This is a genomic window from Streptomyces sp. NPDC053069 (assembly GCF_044546895.1).
Classification (GTDB): Bacteria; Actinomycetota; Actinomycetes; order Streptomycetales; family Streptomycetaceae; genus Streptomyces.
Genome location: NZ_JBITZN010000028.1, coordinates 1 through 18,636 on the forward strand (window position 1 = coordinate 1; position 18,636 = coordinate 18,636).

General features: G+C 68.7%; 13 protein-coding genes and 1 pseudogene. 3 read left to right on the plus strand and 11 right to left on the minus strand.

From position 1 onward, the window contains the following. The coding region (locus tag ACIGXP_RS39460; RefSeq protein ID WP_399776751.1) for a maltotransferase domain-containing protein at positions 1-682 on the minus strand (682 nt) is incomplete at its 3' end. A 331-nt stretch (positions 683-1,013) separates the two neighbouring features. Here ACIGXP_RS39460 and ACIGXP_RS39465 point away from each other — a divergent pair. Continuing rightward, a complete protein-coding gene (locus tag ACIGXP_RS39465) occupies positions 1,014-3,632 on the plus strand; it encodes a glycosyltransferase family 1 protein (RefSeq protein WP_399776753.1) in 2,619 nt (872 codons plus the stop codon). A gap of 9 nt (positions 3,633-3,641) precedes the next feature. On the opposite strand, the gene ACIGXP_RS39470 is transcribed toward ACIGXP_RS39465, so the two are convergent. Both ACIGXP_RS39470 and ACIGXP_RS39475 read right to left on the minus strand, forming a co-directional pair. After that, positions 3,642-3,830, minus strand: coding sequence for a DUF397 domain-containing protein (locus tag ACIGXP_RS39470; protein WP_399776755.1), 189 nt, complete (start codon positions 3,828-3,830; stop codon positions 3,642-3,644). Between the two features lie 8 nt (positions 3,831-3,838). Then, positions 3,839-4,675 carry a helix-turn-helix domain-containing protein gene (locus ACIGXP_RS39475; protein ID WP_399776756.1) on the minus strand — a complete coding sequence of 279 codons (837 nt, stop codon included), beginning with the start codon at positions 4,673-4,675 and terminating at the stop codon, positions 3,839-3,841. A gap of 181 nt (positions 4,676-4,856) precedes the next feature. On the opposite strand from ACIGXP_RS39475, the gene ACIGXP_RS39480 reads away from it, so the two are divergent. Together ACIGXP_RS39480 and ACIGXP_RS39485 are read left to right on the plus strand one after the other, a co-directional pair. After that, positions 4,857-5,282, plus strand: coding sequence for an ATP-binding protein (locus ACIGXP_RS39480; RefSeq protein WP_399776759.1), 426 nt, complete (start codon positions 4,857-4,859; stop codon positions 5,280-5,282). Continuing rightward, positions 5,282-6,166, plus strand: a pseudogene (locus tag ACIGXP_RS39485) (hypothetical protein). The gene ACIGXP_RS39480 and the pseudogene ACIGXP_RS39485 overlap by 1 nt, the downstream one beginning before the upstream one ends. Before the next feature lie 429 nt (positions 6,167-6,595). Here the strand turns inward: ACIGXP_RS39485 and ACIGXP_RS39490 are convergent. The 8 genes from ACIGXP_RS39490 to ACIGXP_RS39525 all read right to left on the minus strand — a co-directional run bounded on the left by ACIGXP_RS39490 (position 6,596) and on the right by ACIGXP_RS39525 (position 18,330). Beyond that, the gene (locus ACIGXP_RS39490; protein ID WP_399776762.1) at positions 6,596-6,880 is read right to left on the minus strand and encodes a hypothetical protein; all 285 of its coding nucleotides are present in this window, start codon (positions 6,878-6,880) and stop codon (positions 6,596-6,598) included. 214 nt (positions 6,881-7,094) lie between these two features. Then, positions 7,095-7,616 (minus strand): hypothetical protein, encoded by a 522-nt coding sequence (locus ACIGXP_RS39495; RefSeq protein ID WP_399776764.1) that lies wholly within the window; start codon positions 7,614-7,616, stop codon positions 7,095-7,097. Between the two features lie 94 nt (positions 7,617-7,710). Continuing rightward, positions 7,711-12,450 (minus strand): putative T7SS-secreted protein, encoded by a 4,740-nt coding sequence (locus tag ACIGXP_RS39500; RefSeq protein ID WP_399776811.1) that lies wholly within the window; start codon positions 12,448-12,450, stop codon positions 7,711-7,713. Between the two features lie 5 nt (positions 12,451-12,455). After that, on the minus strand, positions 12,456-13,106 hold the full coding sequence (locus ACIGXP_RS39505; RefSeq protein WP_399776767.1) for a hypothetical protein: 651 nt from the start codon (positions 13,104-13,106) through the stop codon (positions 12,456-12,458). Then, positions 13,103-13,660: a hypothetical protein gene (locus tag ACIGXP_RS39510; protein ID WP_399776770.1), complete on the minus strand. Its 558-nt coding sequence runs from the start codon at positions 13,658-13,660 to the stop codon at positions 13,103-13,105. The genes ACIGXP_RS39505 and ACIGXP_RS39510 overlap by 4 nt, the downstream gene beginning before the upstream one ends. 131 nt (positions 13,661-13,791) lie before the next feature. Then, positions 13,792-14,313, minus strand: coding sequence for a DUF1990 domain-containing protein (locus ACIGXP_RS39515; protein WP_363214659.1), 522 nt, complete (start codon positions 14,311-14,313; stop codon positions 13,792-13,794). A gap of 63 nt (positions 14,314-14,376) precedes the next feature. Continuing rightward, positions 14,377-16,041: a M4 family metallopeptidase gene (locus ACIGXP_RS39520; RefSeq protein ID WP_363214658.1), complete on the minus strand. Its 1,665-nt coding sequence runs from the start codon at positions 16,039-16,041 to the stop codon at positions 14,377-14,379. 237 nt (positions 16,042-16,278) lie between these two features. After that, on the minus strand, positions 16,279-18,330 hold the full coding sequence (locus ACIGXP_RS39525; protein WP_399776773.1) for a M4 family metallopeptidase: 2,052 nt from the start codon (positions 18,328-18,330) through the stop codon (positions 16,279-16,281). Between the last annotated feature and the right edge of the window lie 306 nt (positions 18,331-18,636).

The following is an 18,636-nucleotide window of genomic DNA, read 5'->3' on the forward strand; positions in this document are numbered from 1 at the left end:
GCTCCACCAGCAGCGGCATCGCGTCGGACGCGGTCACCAGCTCCCGCAACGGATGACGGGCCAGCAACGCCTCCACCTCCGGCGCCAGCGCCGCCGCGAGACGCCAGGCGGCGGGGCGGTCCTCGTCACGCAGGGCCGCTACGACGTCCAGTACCACCGGTCGAGCCCGCTCCGGGACTCCGGCGGCCGCCCGCTCGTACAGCCGCGCACCCTCCTCCAGGACGAGTTCGGTGTCGATGCCCGCCGGGATCTTGATCCGGGCGGTGTGCCGCCAGGTCGAGAGGGGGTCGGACCAGGCCTCCACCGTGTAGGTCCAGCGGCCCGGTTCACCAGCGGTGACGGTGGCACCCCAGCGGTCGGTGCCCGGGGCGAGTTCGCGCATCGGTGTCCAGGGGCCCGGCCGGCCTGCCGGGTCGCGCAGCACCACGTTCGCGGAGACGGCGTCGTGCCCCTCCCGGAAGACGGTGGCGGACACCTCGAACGACTCACCGGTCACCGCTTTGGCCGGCCTGCGCCCCTGCTGGACCACGGGGCGTACGTCGAGGACGGGGATACGGCCGAGGGTGGTCTCCCTGACTGGTTTCACCGCCTTCTTGCGCGTTGTCTTCTTCGGGGCCTTCTGTGCCGCTGCCGTGAGCTTGCTGCTGTTCGTGGGTGCTGACGAATGGTGCATGGCGGGCATGACCGCTCCTGTCCGCGTCAACGTGGGTGTGGCGGATGGATGTGGGGAGGTGGGTCCTGCGGAGGTGCTGGGTGACGCCTGTGGGGTGTGTACCGGAGGAGCCTTCCCACCCTGTTCGGGTGGGCAATCCGGATACTTTGTTAACTACTCACGCGTATGTCCACCCACAAGACCGGCCTCCTTCTTCCGGGTGCCCGGTGACCGCTTCCGCACGCCCCGACACCCCCACCGGGCGCGTCCCCACCGACGCCCGGGTAACCACTACCGTCGAGACTGACGACGAGACGCACAGCGCGGTGCGTCTCACCCCGTGACGCGCCCGAGGTGGCATGTGAAGGCGATCCGTCGGTTCACCGTCCGTCCCGTTCTCCCCGAACCCCTCCGGCCGCTGAGCGACCTGGCGCGCAATCTGCGCTGGTCCTGGCATGCGGAAACGCGCGATCTGTTCCAGTCCGTCGACCCCGAGGCCTGGGCCGCGGCCGGGGGCGACCCGGTGCGGACACTGGGCCGGGTACGGCCGGCCCGGCTGGCCGAACTGGCGGGCGACCGGCGCTTCCTGCGCCGCCTCGGCGCGGTCGCGGACGACCTCGACGACTACCTGACCGGCGACCGCTGGTATCAGACACAGGCCGACGGCCTGCCCGCCGCGGTGGCCTATTTCTCCCCCGAGTTCGGCATCACGGCCGCACTGCCCCAGTACTCCGGCGGCCTCGGCATCCTGGCAGGAGACCATCTGAAGGCGGCCAGCGATCTCGGCGTACCCCTGATCGGGGTCGGACTGCTGTACCGCCACGGGTACTTCCGGCAGACCCTGTCCCGGGACGGCTGGCAGCAGGAGCACTACCCGGTGCTCGACCCCAACGAGCTGCCCCTCGCCCAGCTGAAGGAGGCCGACGGCACCCCGGCGCAGGTCTCGCTCGCACTGCCCGGCGGCAAGGCGCTGCACGCGCGGATCTGGCTGGCCCAGGTGGGCAGGGTGCCGCTGTTGCTGCTCGACTCGGACGTGGAGGACAACGACCTCGGCGAACGCGGGGTGACCGACCGGCTCTACGGCGGCGGCAGCGAGCACCGGCTGCTGCAGGAGATGCTGCTCGGCATAGGAGGTGTCCGGGCGGTACGGACGTACTGCCGCCGCACCGGGCACCCGGAGCCGGAGGTGTTCCACACCAACGAGGGCCACGCGGGCTTCCTGGGCCTGGAGCGGATCGCCGAACTGTGCGAGCAGGGCCTGGATTTCGACTCCTCCCTGGAGGCGGTGCGCGGCGGCACGGTCTTCACCACCCACACGCCGGTCCCGGCCGGCATCGACCGTTTCGACCGTGAGCTGGTCGCCCGGCACTTCGGGCCGGACGCCGAGCTCCCCGGCATCGACGTGCAGCGGATTCTGACCCTCGGTATGGAGACGTACCCGGGTGGCGAGCCCAACCTCTTCAACATGGCCGTGATGGGCCTCAGGCTGGCCCAGCGGGCCAACGGGGTGTCGCTGCTGCACGGACAGGTCAGCAGGGAGATGTTCGCGGGACTGTGGCCGGGATTCGACCCCGACGAGGTGCCGATCACCTCCGTGACCAACGGGGTGCACGCGCCGACCTGGGTCGCCCCGGAGGTGCTGCGGCTCGGGGCCCGGCAGGTGGGTTCGGAGCGGGCCGAGGACGCGCTGAGCGTCGGCGGCACCGACCGCTGGGACTCCGTCGCCGACATCCCGGACCAGGAGATCTGGGAACTGCGCCGCACGCTGCGCGAGCAGTTGGTGCTGGAGGTACGGGAGCGCCTGCGGGCGTCATGGCGCCAACGGGGAGCGGCGAACGCCGAGTTGGGCTGGATCGACGGGGTGCTGGACCCGGACGTCCTGACGATCGGCTTCGCGCGGCGCGTCCCCTCGTACAAACGCCTCACGCTGATGCTCCGGGACCGCGACCGCCTGATGGACCTGCTCCTGCATGCGGACCGGCCGGTGCAGGTGGTGGTGGCCGGAAAGGCCCACCCGGCGGACGACAGCGGCAAGCGCCTGGTCCAGGAGCTGGTCCGTTTCGCCGACGACCCACGGGTCCGCCACCGCATCGTCTTCCTGCCCGACTACGGCATGGCGATGGCGCAGAAGCTCTACCCCGGCTGTGACATCTGGCTGAACAATCCGCTCAGGCCCCTGGAAGCGTGTGGGACGAGCGGAATGAAAGCCGCGCTGAACGGGTGCCTCAACCTCTCCGTCCTGGACGGCTGGTGGGACGAATGGTTCCAGCCGGACTTCGGCTGGGCCATCCCGACGGCGGACGGCGCGGGCACGGACCCGGACCGCCGCGACGACATCGAGGCGGCGGCGCTGTACGACCTGCTGGAACAGCGGGTCACTCCGCGTTTCTACGAGCGCGGGCGGGGCGGTCTGCCGGACCGCTGGATCCAGATGGTCCGCCAGACGTTGAGCCTGCTGGGCCCGAAGGTGCTGGCCGGCCGCATGGTCCGCGAGTACGTCGACCGCCTCTACGCCCCCGCGGCCCAGGCCCACCGCGCCCTGACCCCGGACACGGCGAGCGACCTGGCCGCCTGGAAGTCCCGGGTGCGGGCGGCCTGGCCCGGGGTGAGCGTGGACCATGTCGAGACGACGGCGACGGGTCCCACCGCCGAGCTGGGCACGACGGTGGGCCTGCGGGTGCGGGTGGCCCTCGGCTCGTTGACCCCGGACGACGTGGAGGTGCAGGCGGTGTCGGGCCGGGTGGACGCGGAGGACCGCATCACGGATGCGACGATCGTCCCCCTGAAGCCGACCGGGGCCCCCGACCTGGAGGGCCGCCTCCTGTACGAGGGCCCCCTCGCCCTGGACCGCACCGGTCCGTACGGCTACACGGTCCGCATCCTCCCGTCCCACCGCCTCCTGGCCTCCGCGGCGGAGCTGGGGCTGGTGGCCGTGCCTTCTGAGGAGGTGGTGGAGGGGGCGGGGGTTTTGCTGCGGTGAGACGGGTGGCTACACCGGGTAAGGAGCCGTCTTAAGGGCTTCTACGAAGAGGGCGAAGGATCCGGCCGGGACGGTGAGCGTGCCGACGGCCGGGTCCTTGGAGTCGCGGATGGCGGTGTGGGTGGGGGTGGTGGCTATCTCCACGCACTCGTTGCCGTCCCCCGGGCCCGAGTAGGACGACTTCCGCCAATTGTCCATGATGAACCTCATAGGTCCTTCGCCAGCCGGTGGATGAGTTCACGCGATTGCTCGGGGTCGAGTGACGCGGCCTCTACCTTACGGAAACTGGTCCGGTAGGTGTTGAGCTGAGCCTCGGAATCGATGAAGGCCGAGCCGTGCAGTGCGTCGCGGACCACAGTGTCCAGCTTGGGCAGCGGGCCACCCACGTACGTCATCGTGCTTGCCGCCCTGGCGAAGCCGTCCAGATCGAAGGGGATGACGCGCACGGTGATGTGGTCCGCCTCGGAGAGTTCGAGCAGTCGGGCGAGCTGAGCCCGTGACGTGGCGCGGTCACTGACCCTGATCCGAAGTGCCGCCTCATGGATCACCGCTTCGTACGGAACGGTGAACTCCTGGCGCGCTTTCCGGTGCTGGATGCGCAACTCCAATTCGCTGCGGGTCAGTTCCGGCAGTCTGGACGAGAAGACGGCGCGGGAGTAGTCCTCGGTCTGCAGGAGGCCCGGTACGTACAGGATTGCCACGTGGCGCAGGAACCGGGCGTGGTGCTCCAGCTCGGAGAGGTCGAGGAAAGACGTGGGCAACAGGCCCCGGTACCCCTCCCACCACCCCCGCGTTCTGTCCGTGGCCATCTCGACGAGCGCGTCGATGAACTCTGTGTCTGTGCAGGCGTAGTGGGATGCCAGTCGGCGCAGCCGCTCTTCGCTCACACCCTTGAGTCCCGACTCGATGTGGCTGATCTGGACCCTGCTCGCCCCGAGCAGCGCCGCTGACTGGATGGTTGTGAGCCCGGCTGCCTCGCGGAGCCGGCGCAGTTCGACACCCAGGCGGACCTGCCGTGCTGTCGGTTCCGGCCTCTGAACCACGGCCTGCTCCTTTTCTTTCGGGGGCGGATTGCGTGATCGGCTTGCCGCGGGTTACAGGTTACGCCTACCGTCTGTGACGCGACGTGCACGCAGCGGAAGTGCACTGCTCCGTCGCGCCATGACGGCTGCGGCAAGGCCACCGCTCGCCACATTCCCACTCACCCAACGGAGTTGATGACGCATGCCCGAAAACGAACTCATCGAGTCCTGGGACTACACGCTGTACGTCCCCAACGACCTCAGAGCGGTGACCGTCTGCCGCCGCACCCTGCGCCTGATCCTCACCCTGCACGGCCTGATCGGCATCGTGGACACGGCGGAGCTACTGGCGACGGAGCTGGTCTCCAACGCCGTACGGCACACCAAGGGGCCGGCCGCGCTCAGGGTCCGCCGCACCCCGGAGGGGATGGTGTGGATCGGGGCATGGGACACGGACCCCGCCCCGCCGGACCCGCCCCGGTCGCTGGAGCAGGTGGCAGAGCTTCAGCTGGAGGACGGGCGGGGGCTGGGGCTGGTGAAGGCCTGCTCGGACTACTGGGGCTGGCAGCCGACGGCCCGGTTCGGGGACCGGGGAAAGTACGTGTGGTGCGAGCTGGGGGCCGCGTGATGGTGGGCCAGTCGCATGAGGCGCTGCACCGGATCTTCCAGAAGGACCCGGCGCTTCTGACGCGGGCGTTACAGCGGGTGCTGCACGTGCCGTTCCCCGAACCGAGGGAGATCGCCGCGCTGAACGTGGACCTCACCGAGATCGAACCGGTCGAGCGCCGCGTGGACACGCTGCTGCGGGCGGAGACGGACGAGGGCGCGTATCTGCTGGTGGTGGAGTCGCAGGGGAAGGTGGACGAGCGCAAGCGGGGCAGCTGGCCGTACTACCTGAGCTACCTGTACGAGAAGTACCGCTGCGAGCCGGTGCTCATCGTCATCACGCAAAGCAGCACGACCGCTCACTGGGCCTCGCGCCCGATCCGTTTCGGCTTCCGGGACTGGCACTCGCTGACGGTACGTCCACTGGTGCTGGGCCCGGACAACGTGCCGGTGATCGCGGACGAGCGGCAGGCCGAACGGGACGTCCCCCTTGCGGTGCTCTCGGCCATGACACACGGGCGTGGACCGCAGGCTCCGGCCATACTGGAATCCCTGGCCGCCGCCCTGCGGACCATCGACCCCGACAGTGCCGCAGTCTTCGTGCAGTTTGTCGACTCCTGCCTGGCCGACCCTTAGGCGAAGCAGATGTGGAGGGACCTGATGACGGCGATCCAGTACTTCTGGCGCCACCCGCTGGCGGAACAGGTGCGGGAGGAGGGGCGAGAACAGGGCCGAGCTGAGGCCAAGGCCGAGATGGTCCTCCGTGTCCTGGAATGGCGCAGCATCCCGGTGCCTGACGCCGTCCGCGAGCGGGTGATGGCCTGCACGGACCTGGCCCAGCTGGAGGTATGGGCCCAGCGAGCCGTGCACGCCGCTGAGGTGGCGGAGCTGTTCGACATGGGGTGAGCAGGTGGCTGTTGGGCCGCCCGCTTCTCGGCCAGTGTCGTGCTTCCACGAGGCGCGTCAAGGACGCTGCGCGTCGCCTCCGGCGATGACCCTCCGGGCCACCCTTGACCCACCTCGCTCCAGCCCGGGCAAGAAGCGAGCGAGCGGCCTGGAAGAGGGGTGGCCCCGACCGGTACCGGTCCCTTGGGTCGGCTGCGTGTGCGACGTCGGCGAGGGTGCGCGGTCGCGCCTCGCCTGCACGCCGGGCGGGTTCGGCGGCTGCGGGCTCAGGACGGTCGCGCGCGCTGCGTGGCTTGGCTGCGAGTGTGATTGGTAGATTTGTGCCATGCGGCGGGAGTGAATTCCGGTAGGCGAGGCCTGGATGACCCCGGGAAGGTGGCACGAATCTGCCAATCGCCGCCTTGGTGGCTATCGGGCTCGGATCCCGAGTCAGGTTCCAAATTCGGCATCCAATCGATCAGGCCAGTCTGCGTGTTCGAGGCCGGAGTCCATCAAGATGTCCCGAAAATCCACCCGAACTTCTTCAATGCAGTTGAGGAGTCGGTCCGTTTTGCCGTCGGCGTGGAGAAGTGTGGCTGCGATAACCCTTTCTGTGTCGATCCCCGTTTTTTTCAGATAGTCCATGAGTTCGAGTAGCAGCTCCTCGATGGTTTGTTGATCTCCCTGGGGGTGGTCTTTGATGATCCTGCGTTTGATTCGGCTGGGCAGTTCCATGCTCACTCCCTTCGTTGTGGCAGCCGAGTCAGGGATTCGGGGCCCGTGGATAATCCCGGACGAACGGAAACGCGGCAGCTGGCCGTACTACCTCTCCTGCCTGTGCGAGAAGTACCGCTGCGAGCCGGTGCTCATCGTGATCACCCAGACCAGCGGTACGGCGCGTCGGCGGGCAACCATGCGCCGCATGCTTGCCGTCGTCCGATGGGCACTTTCATCGTGTGTTCTCTAGCCAGCGAGCCATGGCGTAGCGTGTCTGTTCCGGGATCGATTTATCGTTGGCGAGTTTGGCGCCCGTTTCCCTGAAGGAAGAGATCCGATGAGCGTCGCGCAAGCAGACGATATCCGTCCACTCCTGCCCTTGTGATCCTTGGACAATTAGGTTTCCATCCAGGGAAAGCATCACGAACTCCGGATTCCCCCAGCCGCATCCGGTAACTCTGGCCTCGGCGCCGGCCCCGGCGAGATCCCAGTCCGGCTGCAGCATTACGCGCGCCCACCATGCAGTGTCGGGACGATTATGGGGCACGTCGCGGACGGCGATCAGGAACTGCGGATCTCCGGTGTCGAAGAGACCTTGATGGGCGCACAGCATGTACCACTCATGGTTCACCCTTTCCTGGAAGTCTTCGGCATCATTTTCGATACTTGCGGCCCACTCTTGTCCGTCGGCGGCAGTTGAGTTCGCGAAGTACGCAAGGCGTGGAGGAACGAGTGGGCGGGAAGGGGGCACCATGCCTAGGTATGTCAGCCCCGCTGCGGCCAGGCTCCTGGTTAGTTCTGTTTCTTGCATGAAGGTTGCCTTGATCTAGTAGTGATGGTCGGGCTGGTTAATGGTTCGATCTCTTGGCCCAAGGGTATGGGATGACCTGATCGTAGTTGTGCGAACCGTCCGCACGCCTACCGAAGTAGGCGATATTACCGTCGCCGTCGACCATGACCCGTAGTTGACTTAGCGGATCGCCATTGTCGTAGATTGGGGAGCCCGCCCAGCGTTTTCCTGCGCGAGAATTGCCGCCCTGATAGAAGTCCAGTATTCGTCTGCCGTCCCGAGTGGTTGTCTCGCGTTGCGGATAACTCGGATCGTTGATCAATCGGTCCACGAGTTCGTGGACGTCCTGCGGAGTTTGGAACCACGCCTTACGGTCCGCGTTTTCCGCTCTGCGATCTTCGAGTGCGCGCGGTTCATAGTTCTCATCCGGGTACCATTGGCTGCCCGTTTTCGGGTCGGGACATCCTTCAGGGGCGAGTCCAAGGTGGTCGGTCGAAATCGCGGGGTTGTGAACGTAAGTGTCCGGGTTCAGCGCTGGCGCGAGTCCGAGCGGGTCTGGGCTGAAATACCGGGCGGTTGCTGGGTCGTAATGGCGGAAGTAGTTGTAGTGCAGGCCGGTTTCGGGGTCGTAGTACTGGCCTGGGAAGCGTAGGGGGGTGTAGGTGGTGCTGTTTGCTGCCCATGCCGTTGTTCCCCACAGGGTGCTTCGGGTACGCCACGCTATCTCGCCCTGCTCGTCTACGAGTTCGTTCGGCGTGCCGACCAGGTCGGTGACGATGGCGAAGAAGCGTGAGTCGATTTCCTGTTGTGGGGCGTCGGCCGCAGTGATGCGTTCTGTTTGCGACAGCGGGCGCAGGCCCTGGTGGTCCCAGGTGAGGGTGACCGGGTTGGGGAGGTCGAGGGATGTCGTGGTTTGTTCGCAGAGAGTGGTGCCGTCCCAGGTGAAGTCCACCCGCTCCATGACCGTCTCGCCGTCCGCAGCGAGGCGGAGTTTCGCGGTGCGGCGGCCCAGGGGGTCGTAGGTGTAGCGCCAGCGGGTGCCGTCCGGGGTGGTCACCGAGGTCAGACGGTCCTCGGCGTCCCACTCGTAGCGCCAGGTGTCCGGCTTTCTGGACAGGCGGGTTTTCTGGCGGAGGGTGATGCGGCCGAGGGCGTCGTGTTCGTAGCGGACGTTGCCGGCTCGGGTGATGCGGGTGCCCACATAAGAGCGTGGGCCGGTTGCCTCGCCGCCAGGGTGGTCCGACGGCCAGGACGCCTGGGTCTGGTTGCCCGCCTCGTCGTAGGCGTAGCGCTCTGTCCAGTTCGCTGCGTGGACTGCCGTGACCCGGCCCGTCGCGTCCAAGTCGAAGCGGCGGGTGCCTGCGAGTTGGTCATCGATGCCGATGACGTTGCCGTCGGCTCGGTACGTGTACGTCCTGTGCTGGACCGTGTGGCCGTCCGCGCCGGTCACTGACTGGGTGGTCAGGCGGCCCCGCGTGTCGAAGGTGTGGGCCAGGGCGATCGTTCCGCCTATGTGGCGGGTCAGTTCGCGGCCTGCTTCGTCGTACGTGAAGTCGATCGCTCGGCCTGATGCCACCATGCCTGTGCGGCGGCCTGCCGCGTCGTACGACCATGTGGTCGTGGCGCCGGTTGGGGTGGTGCGGCCGGTGCGGCGGCCCAGCGGGTCGTATGTGTACGTGAGCGTGCGGCCGTTGACCGTTTCCGAGTGGAGGCGGCCGTGGCGGTCGCGCAGCAGGGTCAGGGTCGTGCCGTCCGGGCCCGTCGCCTGGGCCAGTTGGTCGGTGAAGTCGTACGCGTAGGTCGTGACCTGGCCTGCCGCGTCCTTGCGGAGTACCTGGCCGAGTTCGTTGCGTTCGAAGGATGTGACGTGGCCGAGTGCGTTTCGCCGTGCGGCGAGGCGGCCGGCAAGGTCGTAGGCGTATGTCAGGGTGCGGTCGTCGAAGTCCTTCTCCGACACCAGGCGGCCGGCCGGGTCGTACTCGTACGTCCACGTCAGGCCCTGCGGGTTGGTGACCTCGGTCAGGCGCAGCTCGGTGTCGTGGTCGAATTCGTAGCGGACGCCGTCCGGGCCTGTGCGTGCCGCCAGCAGGTCGAAGTGGGTGTACTCGAAGTGGGAGACGCCGCCGAGGGGGTCCGTGTGGCTGGTGCAGTTGCCCTCGCCGTCGTACGTCCACGTCTCCGTCGTACCGTCGGGGGCCGTGCGGCGGGTCAGGTGGCCCTCGGGCGACCATTGCAGGTGTGTCGTGGCGTCCGTGGGGTCCGTGACCGCGACGGGGCGGCCCAGGGCGTCCCGCTCGTATCGGGTGCGTGCGCCCAGTGGATCGGTTACCTCGATCGGGAGGCCGGCGCGGTCGCAGACGACCGTGGTCGTGTGGCCCAGCGGGTCCGTCACCGACGTCAGATGTCCGGCCTCGTTGTACGCGAACCGGGTCGTCCGGCCCGCCGCGTCCGTCACCGACGTGCGGTTGCCCCGTTCGTCGTACGTCTGGCGGATCACCGTGCCGTCCGGGTTCACCACCTTCGCCGGCAGGCCCAGGGCGTTGTACTCCGCCCTCGACTCGCGGCCGTCCGGGCGGACGACTGACGTGAGGTTGCCCTCGTCGTAGCGGAACGTCGTCGTGTGGCCCAGCGGATCCGTCGTGGAGAGCAGGCGGTGGTAGCGGTCGCGGACGTAGTGGGTGGTCGCGCCCAGTGGGTCGGTCTCCGCGACCACCTGCCAGGTGTCGTTCACCAGGTAGCGGGTGGTGTGCCCCTCGGCCGTCGTCGCGGTCGTGGTCCGGAGACCGGTTGCCGGGTCCGGCTCCCCGTAGGAGAAGCGATGCGCCATGTGGCCCGCGGTGCCGCCCTGCGCGATGCAACGGTCCTGGTCGTCGTACTCGTACGCGTAGCTGCGGTCGTTCGTGTCCGTCCAGGACGTGACGCGGCCTCGGTCGTCGTAGGTTAAGCGGAGCGGCAGGCCGGAGGAGTTGATGACCCCCGTGAGGTCGCCGTCCGTGTAGGTGAAGCGTTTCAGCTCCTCGCCCGTCGCTGCCAGGTGGTACGCGGTGACCCGCCCCGAGTCCGTGGTGATACGCACGCCCTGGCCGGCGCTCGTGTGCACGCCGAGCGGAGTGCCCGCCTCGTCGTACTCGAAGGTGACCCAGTTGCCATTGCGGTCGTCGATCTGTTCCAGGACCGCCAACGCGTCGCCCCGGTCGGCGAAGTGCCACACCCGGCCGGTGCCGGGGTCCGTGATGGTGTAGCCACCGTCCACGCGGTCCAGGGGCAGGCGAGGGCCGTGGCTCGCCAGGGTGGGCACGCCCGGTGCCGGGTGGGGGTACGACAGGAGGAGGCCGTCCTCCGTGACGTGGACGACTCCCTCTGCATCGATCTCCAGGCGCTGGTCCAGGGTTGAGGACCAGGAGGGGCCGAACCAGCGGCCCAGTCGGTAGCCGGACTCGACGCGGCGTCCGAGGACCAGGGAAAGCGCGCCGGGGAGGGTGACGTCCGTCTGCGGCAGGTACATCCTGCCGGTGGCCACGTTGACCGGGTCGCCGCAGCGCTTCGTGCTGTTCTCGTCGTGCGAGTGCTGGGGCGGGTCCTCGTTGACCTCCTCCCGAGCGGTCTTCCCGGCTGCGTCCTCCGCCCCCGCCCGCGCCTCCCGCCCGGCGGCCCCCTCCGCCGCCCGCCGCACCAGGCTCGCCTCCGCCGCGTCCCGCGCCAGCCCGAGCTCCATTCCGGCGCCGTCGCCGAGGAAGAGCTGGGGGAGCGCGCGGCCGCCGAACTCGGTCGGGTCCTTGCGGAACTCGGTCCACATGTTCTTCAGGGCCCGGTCGGGATGCGTGCCGGTGGAGATCAGGCCCGTGATCGTCATGTTGACGTTCTGCACGTACTGGGCGGGATGGGTGAGGTTGTAGGGGTCGGCGGGGTCCAGACCGCGGACGAAGGTGATCAATCCGGCGGTGCCCTTGACGACGCCGCCGACGAAGTGGAGCGCCTCGGTGTTCAGGGCGCCGGCGCCGTCCACGGCGTCCGCCTTCAGCCGGGCGAGCGGAGGCGGTTCGGTGGGGGCGTGGGCCAGGGCCTTGTCCACGGCCTTGGCGGCGCCCTCCGCTGCCGTGTTGCGCTGCTTACGGGCTTCGTGCAGGAGTTCCTGGGCGCGCTGGATGTCGGCGGTGCCCGGGTCGTGGAACTTCCCCGGGCGCGGGCCCGGATCGTCACCCGATTTCACGGCCGCGTTGTAGGTGTCGACCTTCTTGTTGTAGGCGTCCGCGGCCTCCTCGGAGGCGTTGGTGCCCTTCTTGTACAGGTCGATGGCGTGCGTGGCCTGTTTCAGCGCCCATTCGACGGTCTCGGCGTAGGCGTCCAGAGCCGTGGCAGCGGTGCGGCAGGCATCCGCGGCCTGCAGCCACTTCACCGGGTGCATGGCGAACTTCTTGCGGAAGGCGTCGGCCGCCTCGCCCTGCCAGGAGGAGGAGTCCAGCTTCCGCATGCCCTCGCCGACGTTGTCGAAGGCGGTGTGGAAGTCCTTCAGGTGTGTGGCGGAGGCCCGGATGGCCGTCGGGGAGCCGTGGATCAGGTCCGGGGCCAGGTCGCTCTCGCCGAGCTGCTTCTCTCCCGGGGTCGCGCCCAGTTCGGAACCGACATAGTCGCCCGTGAACCTGACGAGGTCTGCGTAATCGTGGGCTCCGACGTGGTCCAAGAGGTCACCGGCGAGATCGGAGCCCTTCTCGATTCCCTTGCCGAGTAGCTTCTTGCCGGAGTCGTAGAGGTGTTCGCCCTCGCCCAGGAGCGAGTTGGTCACGTCCCCCAGGCCCATGCCCATCAGCCCTCACCGCCCTGCTGCCCGGCGGCCTTGGCGCGGGCCTCGGGGGAAGGGCCGAAAGCACGGTCCAGGAACTCCTTGCGCTCCGCGTCCGACATACCGCTGGGCATCAGGCCCAGGTTGGCCCCGGCCTGAGAGGTCACCAAGTCGCGCGAGGCGTCCATCCAGCCCTGCTTGATGTTCTCCCCCGCCTCGTCGAAGGACTTCTTGCTGTAGTCCGGGTGCATGTAGGCGTCGGCGGTGTTGTCGGCCCACTGGCTCCAGCTCATCTTCTCGACGTCTGCCTCGGAGGCATGCGGGTTGCCCACCAGCGCGTTCGCTCCCACCCTCAAGGTGCCGCCGACGTACTGGTCCGTCTCGTACAGTGTGCCCGCGGAGAGTCCCACCTCCGCCGCGAACGCGTTGCCCTCCGCCACCAGGCCGCGGACGCCCCACTCCCAGCGCTCGCAGAACGACTTGAACTTCGACGTCAGGTCCTCATGGCCGAGATCCATGCCGGACAGCTCCAGATGCGAGAAGCCCCGCCCGGCTCCTGCCTCGCCGACCATGCCCAGGTCCTTCAACTCGCCCAGCGTCTGGGTGATGCCCTGCGCGATCAGGTTCAGCCCTGCGGCCTTGATGTCCTTGCCGCCGCCCTCGTCCCCGCTCATCGCGGTGTCTCCCCGTTCGTCTGCTCGACGGCGGCCCGGTCAACGGCCGCCGCGTCCGGCACGATCCCCGTCACTGGCGGAAACAGCACGCCCTCGCCCTGGCCGCCCACGTCCAGGGCCACCCCGCACGGCACCCCGACAGCCGGCACGCCGGCGTCCAGCAACCGGGCTCCCAGCCACCTCTGATACGCCCACTCCCGGTCGCCCTCGCCGCGCGCGAGCGCGAAGCGTGCCAGGGCCGTTTCGTCGGAGAACGCGTAGATCCAGCGGATGCCGCCGTAGTCGCCCGTCAGCGGCGCCTCGTCCTCGTCCACCGGCACCAGCACCGCCGTGCGGCGGAACGTGCCCAGTAACACCGCGAACTCCCGGCGCCTGCGCCGGACTTCCTGCGGAGTGTCGGTGAACGTTGCTGCCTGCTCGGGCGAACCGGTGCCCTCAGACGTCTCCGGTGCGGTCGTGTCCCGCTGGTCGGTGCGGGCCAGGTCCATGTAGTCGTACAGCCGTGACCTGGGTATTCGCGCCGCCGAGTCGGCGTCGCCCCCGTGCTCCGTCATGTGCCGGATCATCACATCGGCCGTTTGACGGCTGCAACGCAGTACGTGCCTTGTCGCTCGGATATGGCCGGATGCCATCCCCTGGACACGAGGACGGCGCTAGGGCTTGAGGGCTTTGCGGGGCATGCTCGTCATGCTTCGGACAGGCCCTCGCACAGCCTCCGCAGCACCGCCCCGCAGCGGCGGGCGTACGCGTGTTGGAGGCCTCGGGTCGCCGGGCCGCCGGCCCTTGCGTACCACTTGGCCGGCTTGCTGAAGGCCGCCACCGTCAGCCAGACCGTGCCGTCGCCCGTGCGGTCGATCAGGAAGGCTTCCTCGCCGCATTCGGGGTGGCTCTCCAGGGTGCCGTAGGCCCAGCCCGCGCGGCGGGGTTCCTCGGTCGTCCAGATGATGCGGCAGGGGGCCCTGATCAGGCCGGCCAGGGTGACCGTGACGTCGACGCCGGGGGCCGCGCGGTCGGCGGTGGCGTCGATGCCCACGCCCAGGGCGCGGTGCATCTCCCAGGTGAGGACCGCCTCGGCGGCCCGCTGGAAGAGCTTTTCGCCCTCGCCGAGGCGGGTGCGCACGTGCAGGGGGTGGAAGCCGGACGGGCAGTACGTCAGGTCGTCGCGGGTCGCGCCGACCGGCTCGTAGGTGAAGGGCGCCGAGGACATGGGTCACAAGCGTAGGGCGGGCCCGGAGTGCCTTCCCCCCGGGCCCGCCCGTCAGTCGCTCGGTCAGCTGGTGACGTTGACCGCGGTCCAGGTCGCCGCCACCGTCTTGTACTCGGTGCTGCCGGACCCGTACAGGTCCGACGCCGCGCTCAGGGTCGCCGCGCGGGCGTCCGAGTAGTCGGTCGTCGAGGTCATGTACTCGGTCAGCGCCTTGTACCAGATCTGCAGCGCCTTGGCGCGGCCGATGCCGGTGATCGTCGAGCCGTTCTTCGTCGGGGAGTTGTAGGTCACCCCGTTGATCGTCTTCGAGCCGCTGCCCTCCGAGAGGAGGTAGAAGAAGTGGTTGGCGACACCGGACGAGTAGTGGACGTCCAGGTCGCCGACGGAGGAGGACCAGTAGTCCGCCGAGCCGCCGTCCTTGCTGGGCTTGTCCATGTAGCGCAGCGGGGTGCCGTCGCCGTTGATGTTGATCTTCTCGCCGATGAGGTAGTCACCCTTGTCGGACGAGTTGTTGGCGTAGAACTCCACGCCCGTGCCGAAGATGTCCGAGGTGGCCTCGTTCAGGCCGCCGGACTCGCCGCTGTAGTCGAGGCCCGCGGTGTTGGCCGTGACGCCGTGGCTCATCTCGTGGCCCGCCACGTCCAGGGACGTCAGCGGGTCGGTGTTGCCCTCACCGTCGCCGTAGGTCATGCAGAAGCAGCTGTCGTCCCAGAAGGCGTTCACGTACGAGCTGCCGTAGTGGACGCGGGAGTAGGCGCCGACACCGTCGTTCTTGATGCCGCTGCGGCCGAAGGTGGACTTGTAGAAGTCCCAGGTCTCCGCCGCGCCGTAGGCGGCGTCGGCGGCCGCGGTCTGGTCGGACGAGGAGCTGGAGGCGGTGCCGGTGCCGAAGGTGTTGGTGGAGCTGGCCACCAGGGTGCCCTTGCCGGACGTCTTGCGGGCCAGGTTGTAGGTCTTGTGACCGCCCCGGGCGCTGTCGGTCAGGTTGTACGTCGAGCCCGACTGCGTGGTGTTGAGGCTGACCGTGCCGGAGTACAGCGTCTTGCCGGTGCCGGTCGCGTTCTCGATGCCCTGGTACTGGAAGAGCTTCTTGCCGGTGGCGGCGTCGGTGATGACGTGCAGCTGGTTCGGGGTGCCGTCGTCCTGCAGACCGCCGACGACCGTCTCGTAGGCGAGGACCGGCTTGCCGGAACCGGCCCAGATCACCTTGCGGGCGCCGTTCGCGGCGGACTTGGCCGAGCCGAGGGTCCGGGCGGCGGACACCGCCTGCTTCTCGGCCTTGGCGGCGGTGATCTGCGGCTTGAGCGACGCCACCTTGATGGCGGCCTTGGCGGCTCTGGTGACGCCCTTGGTCGCACCCGACTTGGCGGTGTGCACGACGAGGTCGCCGCCGAGCACCGGCAGGCCCGCGTAGGTGCGCTCGTAGCGGGTGTGGACCGTGCCGTCGGCGTCCTTCACGACGTCCTTGACGACCAGCTTCTCCTTGGCGCCGAGGCCTATCTTCTGCGCGGTCTCGGCCGCGCCCGCCTGCGCCTGCTGGATCAGGGAGGTGCGGGCGGCGGCGGTGAGCGCGGTGGGCGCCGCGGCCGGCGGCTTGGCGGCCGTGGTGCCGGCCGGGGTCTGGGCGGAGGCGCCGGTGGCCAGACCGGTGGTGACGAGGGCTCCGGCGGCGACGGCGGTGGCGATGGCCAGAGTGGTGCGCGTGTGACGCGCGTAGCGGGGGCTCACGCAAGCTCCTTCTCGTGGGGAGTCCGGTCAGCGTGGGGTTACTGGCCGGAGAGGTGGGGTGAAGCTCTGCGGCGGGTGAAGGAAGAGTGTCATCAGGGGCGCGTACATGTCATGACCCTGAAGTGATGTTGGCCTGAAAGTGACTGTTTGAGAAACGTTTCAGGGGTGTTAACCGGGGCCGTCCGAGGGTGCCGGACCCTCGGACGACCCCCAGTTCCCGGGCCTGTGGCGCTCGGTTTACGGGAACGTCAGCTTCCAGCTGTTGATCGTTCCGGTGTCGTAGGTGGCTTGATCCTGCACCCTCAGTTTCCAGGTGCCGTTGGCCGGTTCCGCGGAGGCGTTGACCGTGTAGGTCTGCTTCACGTTGTCCGCCGAGTCCGAGGAACTGAAGTTCTTCAGGCGGTAGGCGGTGCCCGACGGGCCGACGAGATCGATCACCAGGTCACCCCGCCAGGTGTGCGTGATGTCGACGCCCACCTGGAGGTTGCTCGGCGCGTTTCCGGTCCTGCCGGAGACCGTGATGTTCGAGGTGACGGCCGGCCCGTTGTCCGGGATGGCGACCGGGGTGGTGCTCTCGTACGACGTACCGCCGCCGTCTCCGCCGCCGGAGCGCGCGCCGACCGCGACGCCCGCCCACGCGTCCTGCACCGCCTTGTACTCGGCGCTGGAGGTGCCGTACAGCTCACCGGCCGCCGCGAGGGTGCCGGTGCGGGCGCCCGCGTAGTCGGTGGTCGACGTCCACTTGGTGGTCAGCGCCCGGTACCAGATCTGCAGCGCCTTGTCCCGGCCGATGCCGGTGACCGGAAGTCCGTCCGCGGTCGGCGAGTTGTAGCTGACGCCGTTGATCACCTTGGCGCCGCTGCCCTCGCTGAGCAGATAGAAGAAGTGGTTGGCGACGCCCGAGGAGTAGTGCACGTCGAGGTTGCCGACGCCCGAGTACCAGGAGTCCGCCGAGCCGCCGTCCTTGCTGGGCTTGTCCATGTAGCGCAGCGGGGTGCCGTCGCCGTTGATGTCGATCTTCTCGCCGATGAGGTAGTCGCCGACGTCGGTGGAGTTGTTGGCGTAGAACTCCACGCCGGTGCCCATGATGTCCGAGGTGGCCTCGTTCAGGCCGCCGGACTCGTCGCTGTAGTCGAGGCCCGCGGTGTTGGAGGTGACGCCGTGGCTCATCTCGTGCCCGGCGACGTCGATCGCGGTCAGCGGGTCCTTGTTGCCGGAGCCGTCGCCGTAGGTCATGCAGAAGCAGCCGTCGTCCCAGAAGGCGTTCACGTACGAGTTGCCGTAATGGACGCGGGAGTAGGCGCCGACGCCGTCGTTCTTGATGCCGCTGCGGCCGAAGGTGTTCTTGTAGAAGTCCCAGGTCTCCTGCGCGCCGTAGTGGGCGTCCGCGCCCGCGGTCGCGGCGTTCGACGTGGTGCCGTTGCCCCAGGTGTCGTTGCTCTGGGAGAACAGGGTGCCGGTGCCCGAGGTGCCGTGGTTGAGGTTGTACGTCTTGTGGCCGCCGCGCGCCCCGTCGGTCAGTGTGTACGCCGACCCCGAGTGGGTCGTGGTCAGGTTCACCTGGCCGCTGTACTGGGTGTTGCCGATGCCGGTCTCGATGCCCTGGTACTCGTAGAGCTTCTTGCCGGTGGCGGCGTCGCTGATGACGTGCAGCCGGTTCGGGGTGCCGTCGTCCTGGAAGCCGCCGACGACCGTCTCGTACGCCAGGACGGGCTTTCCCCCCGCCGCCCAGATCACCTTGCGGACGGAGTCCGCCGCCGACCTGCTGCCGCCGAGGGCCTTGGCCCGCTGTACGGCCTGCTTCTCCGCCGCGGCCTTGGACACGGCCGGGGTGAGACCGGCGACCTTCAGCGTGGCGCCGGTGGCCCTGACGACCTCCATGGTCTTGTTCGACCTGGACTCCACGATCAGGTCGCCGCCGAGCACCGGAAGGCCCGCGTAGGTGCGCTCGTAGCGGGTGTGCAGAGTGCCGTCGGCGTCCTTGACGACGTCCTTGACGACCAGCTTCTCCTGGGCGCCGAGGCCGAGGGAACGGGCAGTGGCGGCCTTCGTCGCGTCGGCGTGGCGCAACAGCTCGACGCGCTGCGAGGGAGTGAGCTCGACCGCGACATGGGCCGGATTCATCCTGCCCGCCTGCGGCTTGGCCGGTGCGGCGGTGGCCGCGCCGGACTGGACGGCGGCGGCGATCAGGGCGGCGACGCCGGCGAGGGCGACGGTGGCGGTGCGGCGGTGCGCTGTGGGGTGCGGTGCTGTGTGGGAGGTGCGTCTGCGAGAGGAACTGCTGCTCACACTGACTCCTTCTGCGTGACCGCGGGTCGCGCGGCCAGGGGAGACCGGACGGTGGGTTGGGGCGTCCGGGCAGAACAGGGCGTTACGCGGAACCACGTGCAGGCCGGCTCACGCGGAGCAGAAGAGCTGTGGGGTTGCTGTGAGTCGGCCAGGGAAGAGTGACAGGGGATCACCGCACCTGTCAGGACCGCGTCACAAACTTGGCCGGAAATGGTCCGTTGACCGGATGTTCATGTTCGCTATGCGGACCGGTTGCCCGGGCGGCGGTCACCGGGGCGGCCGTACACCGGAAGTGGTGGCGGAACG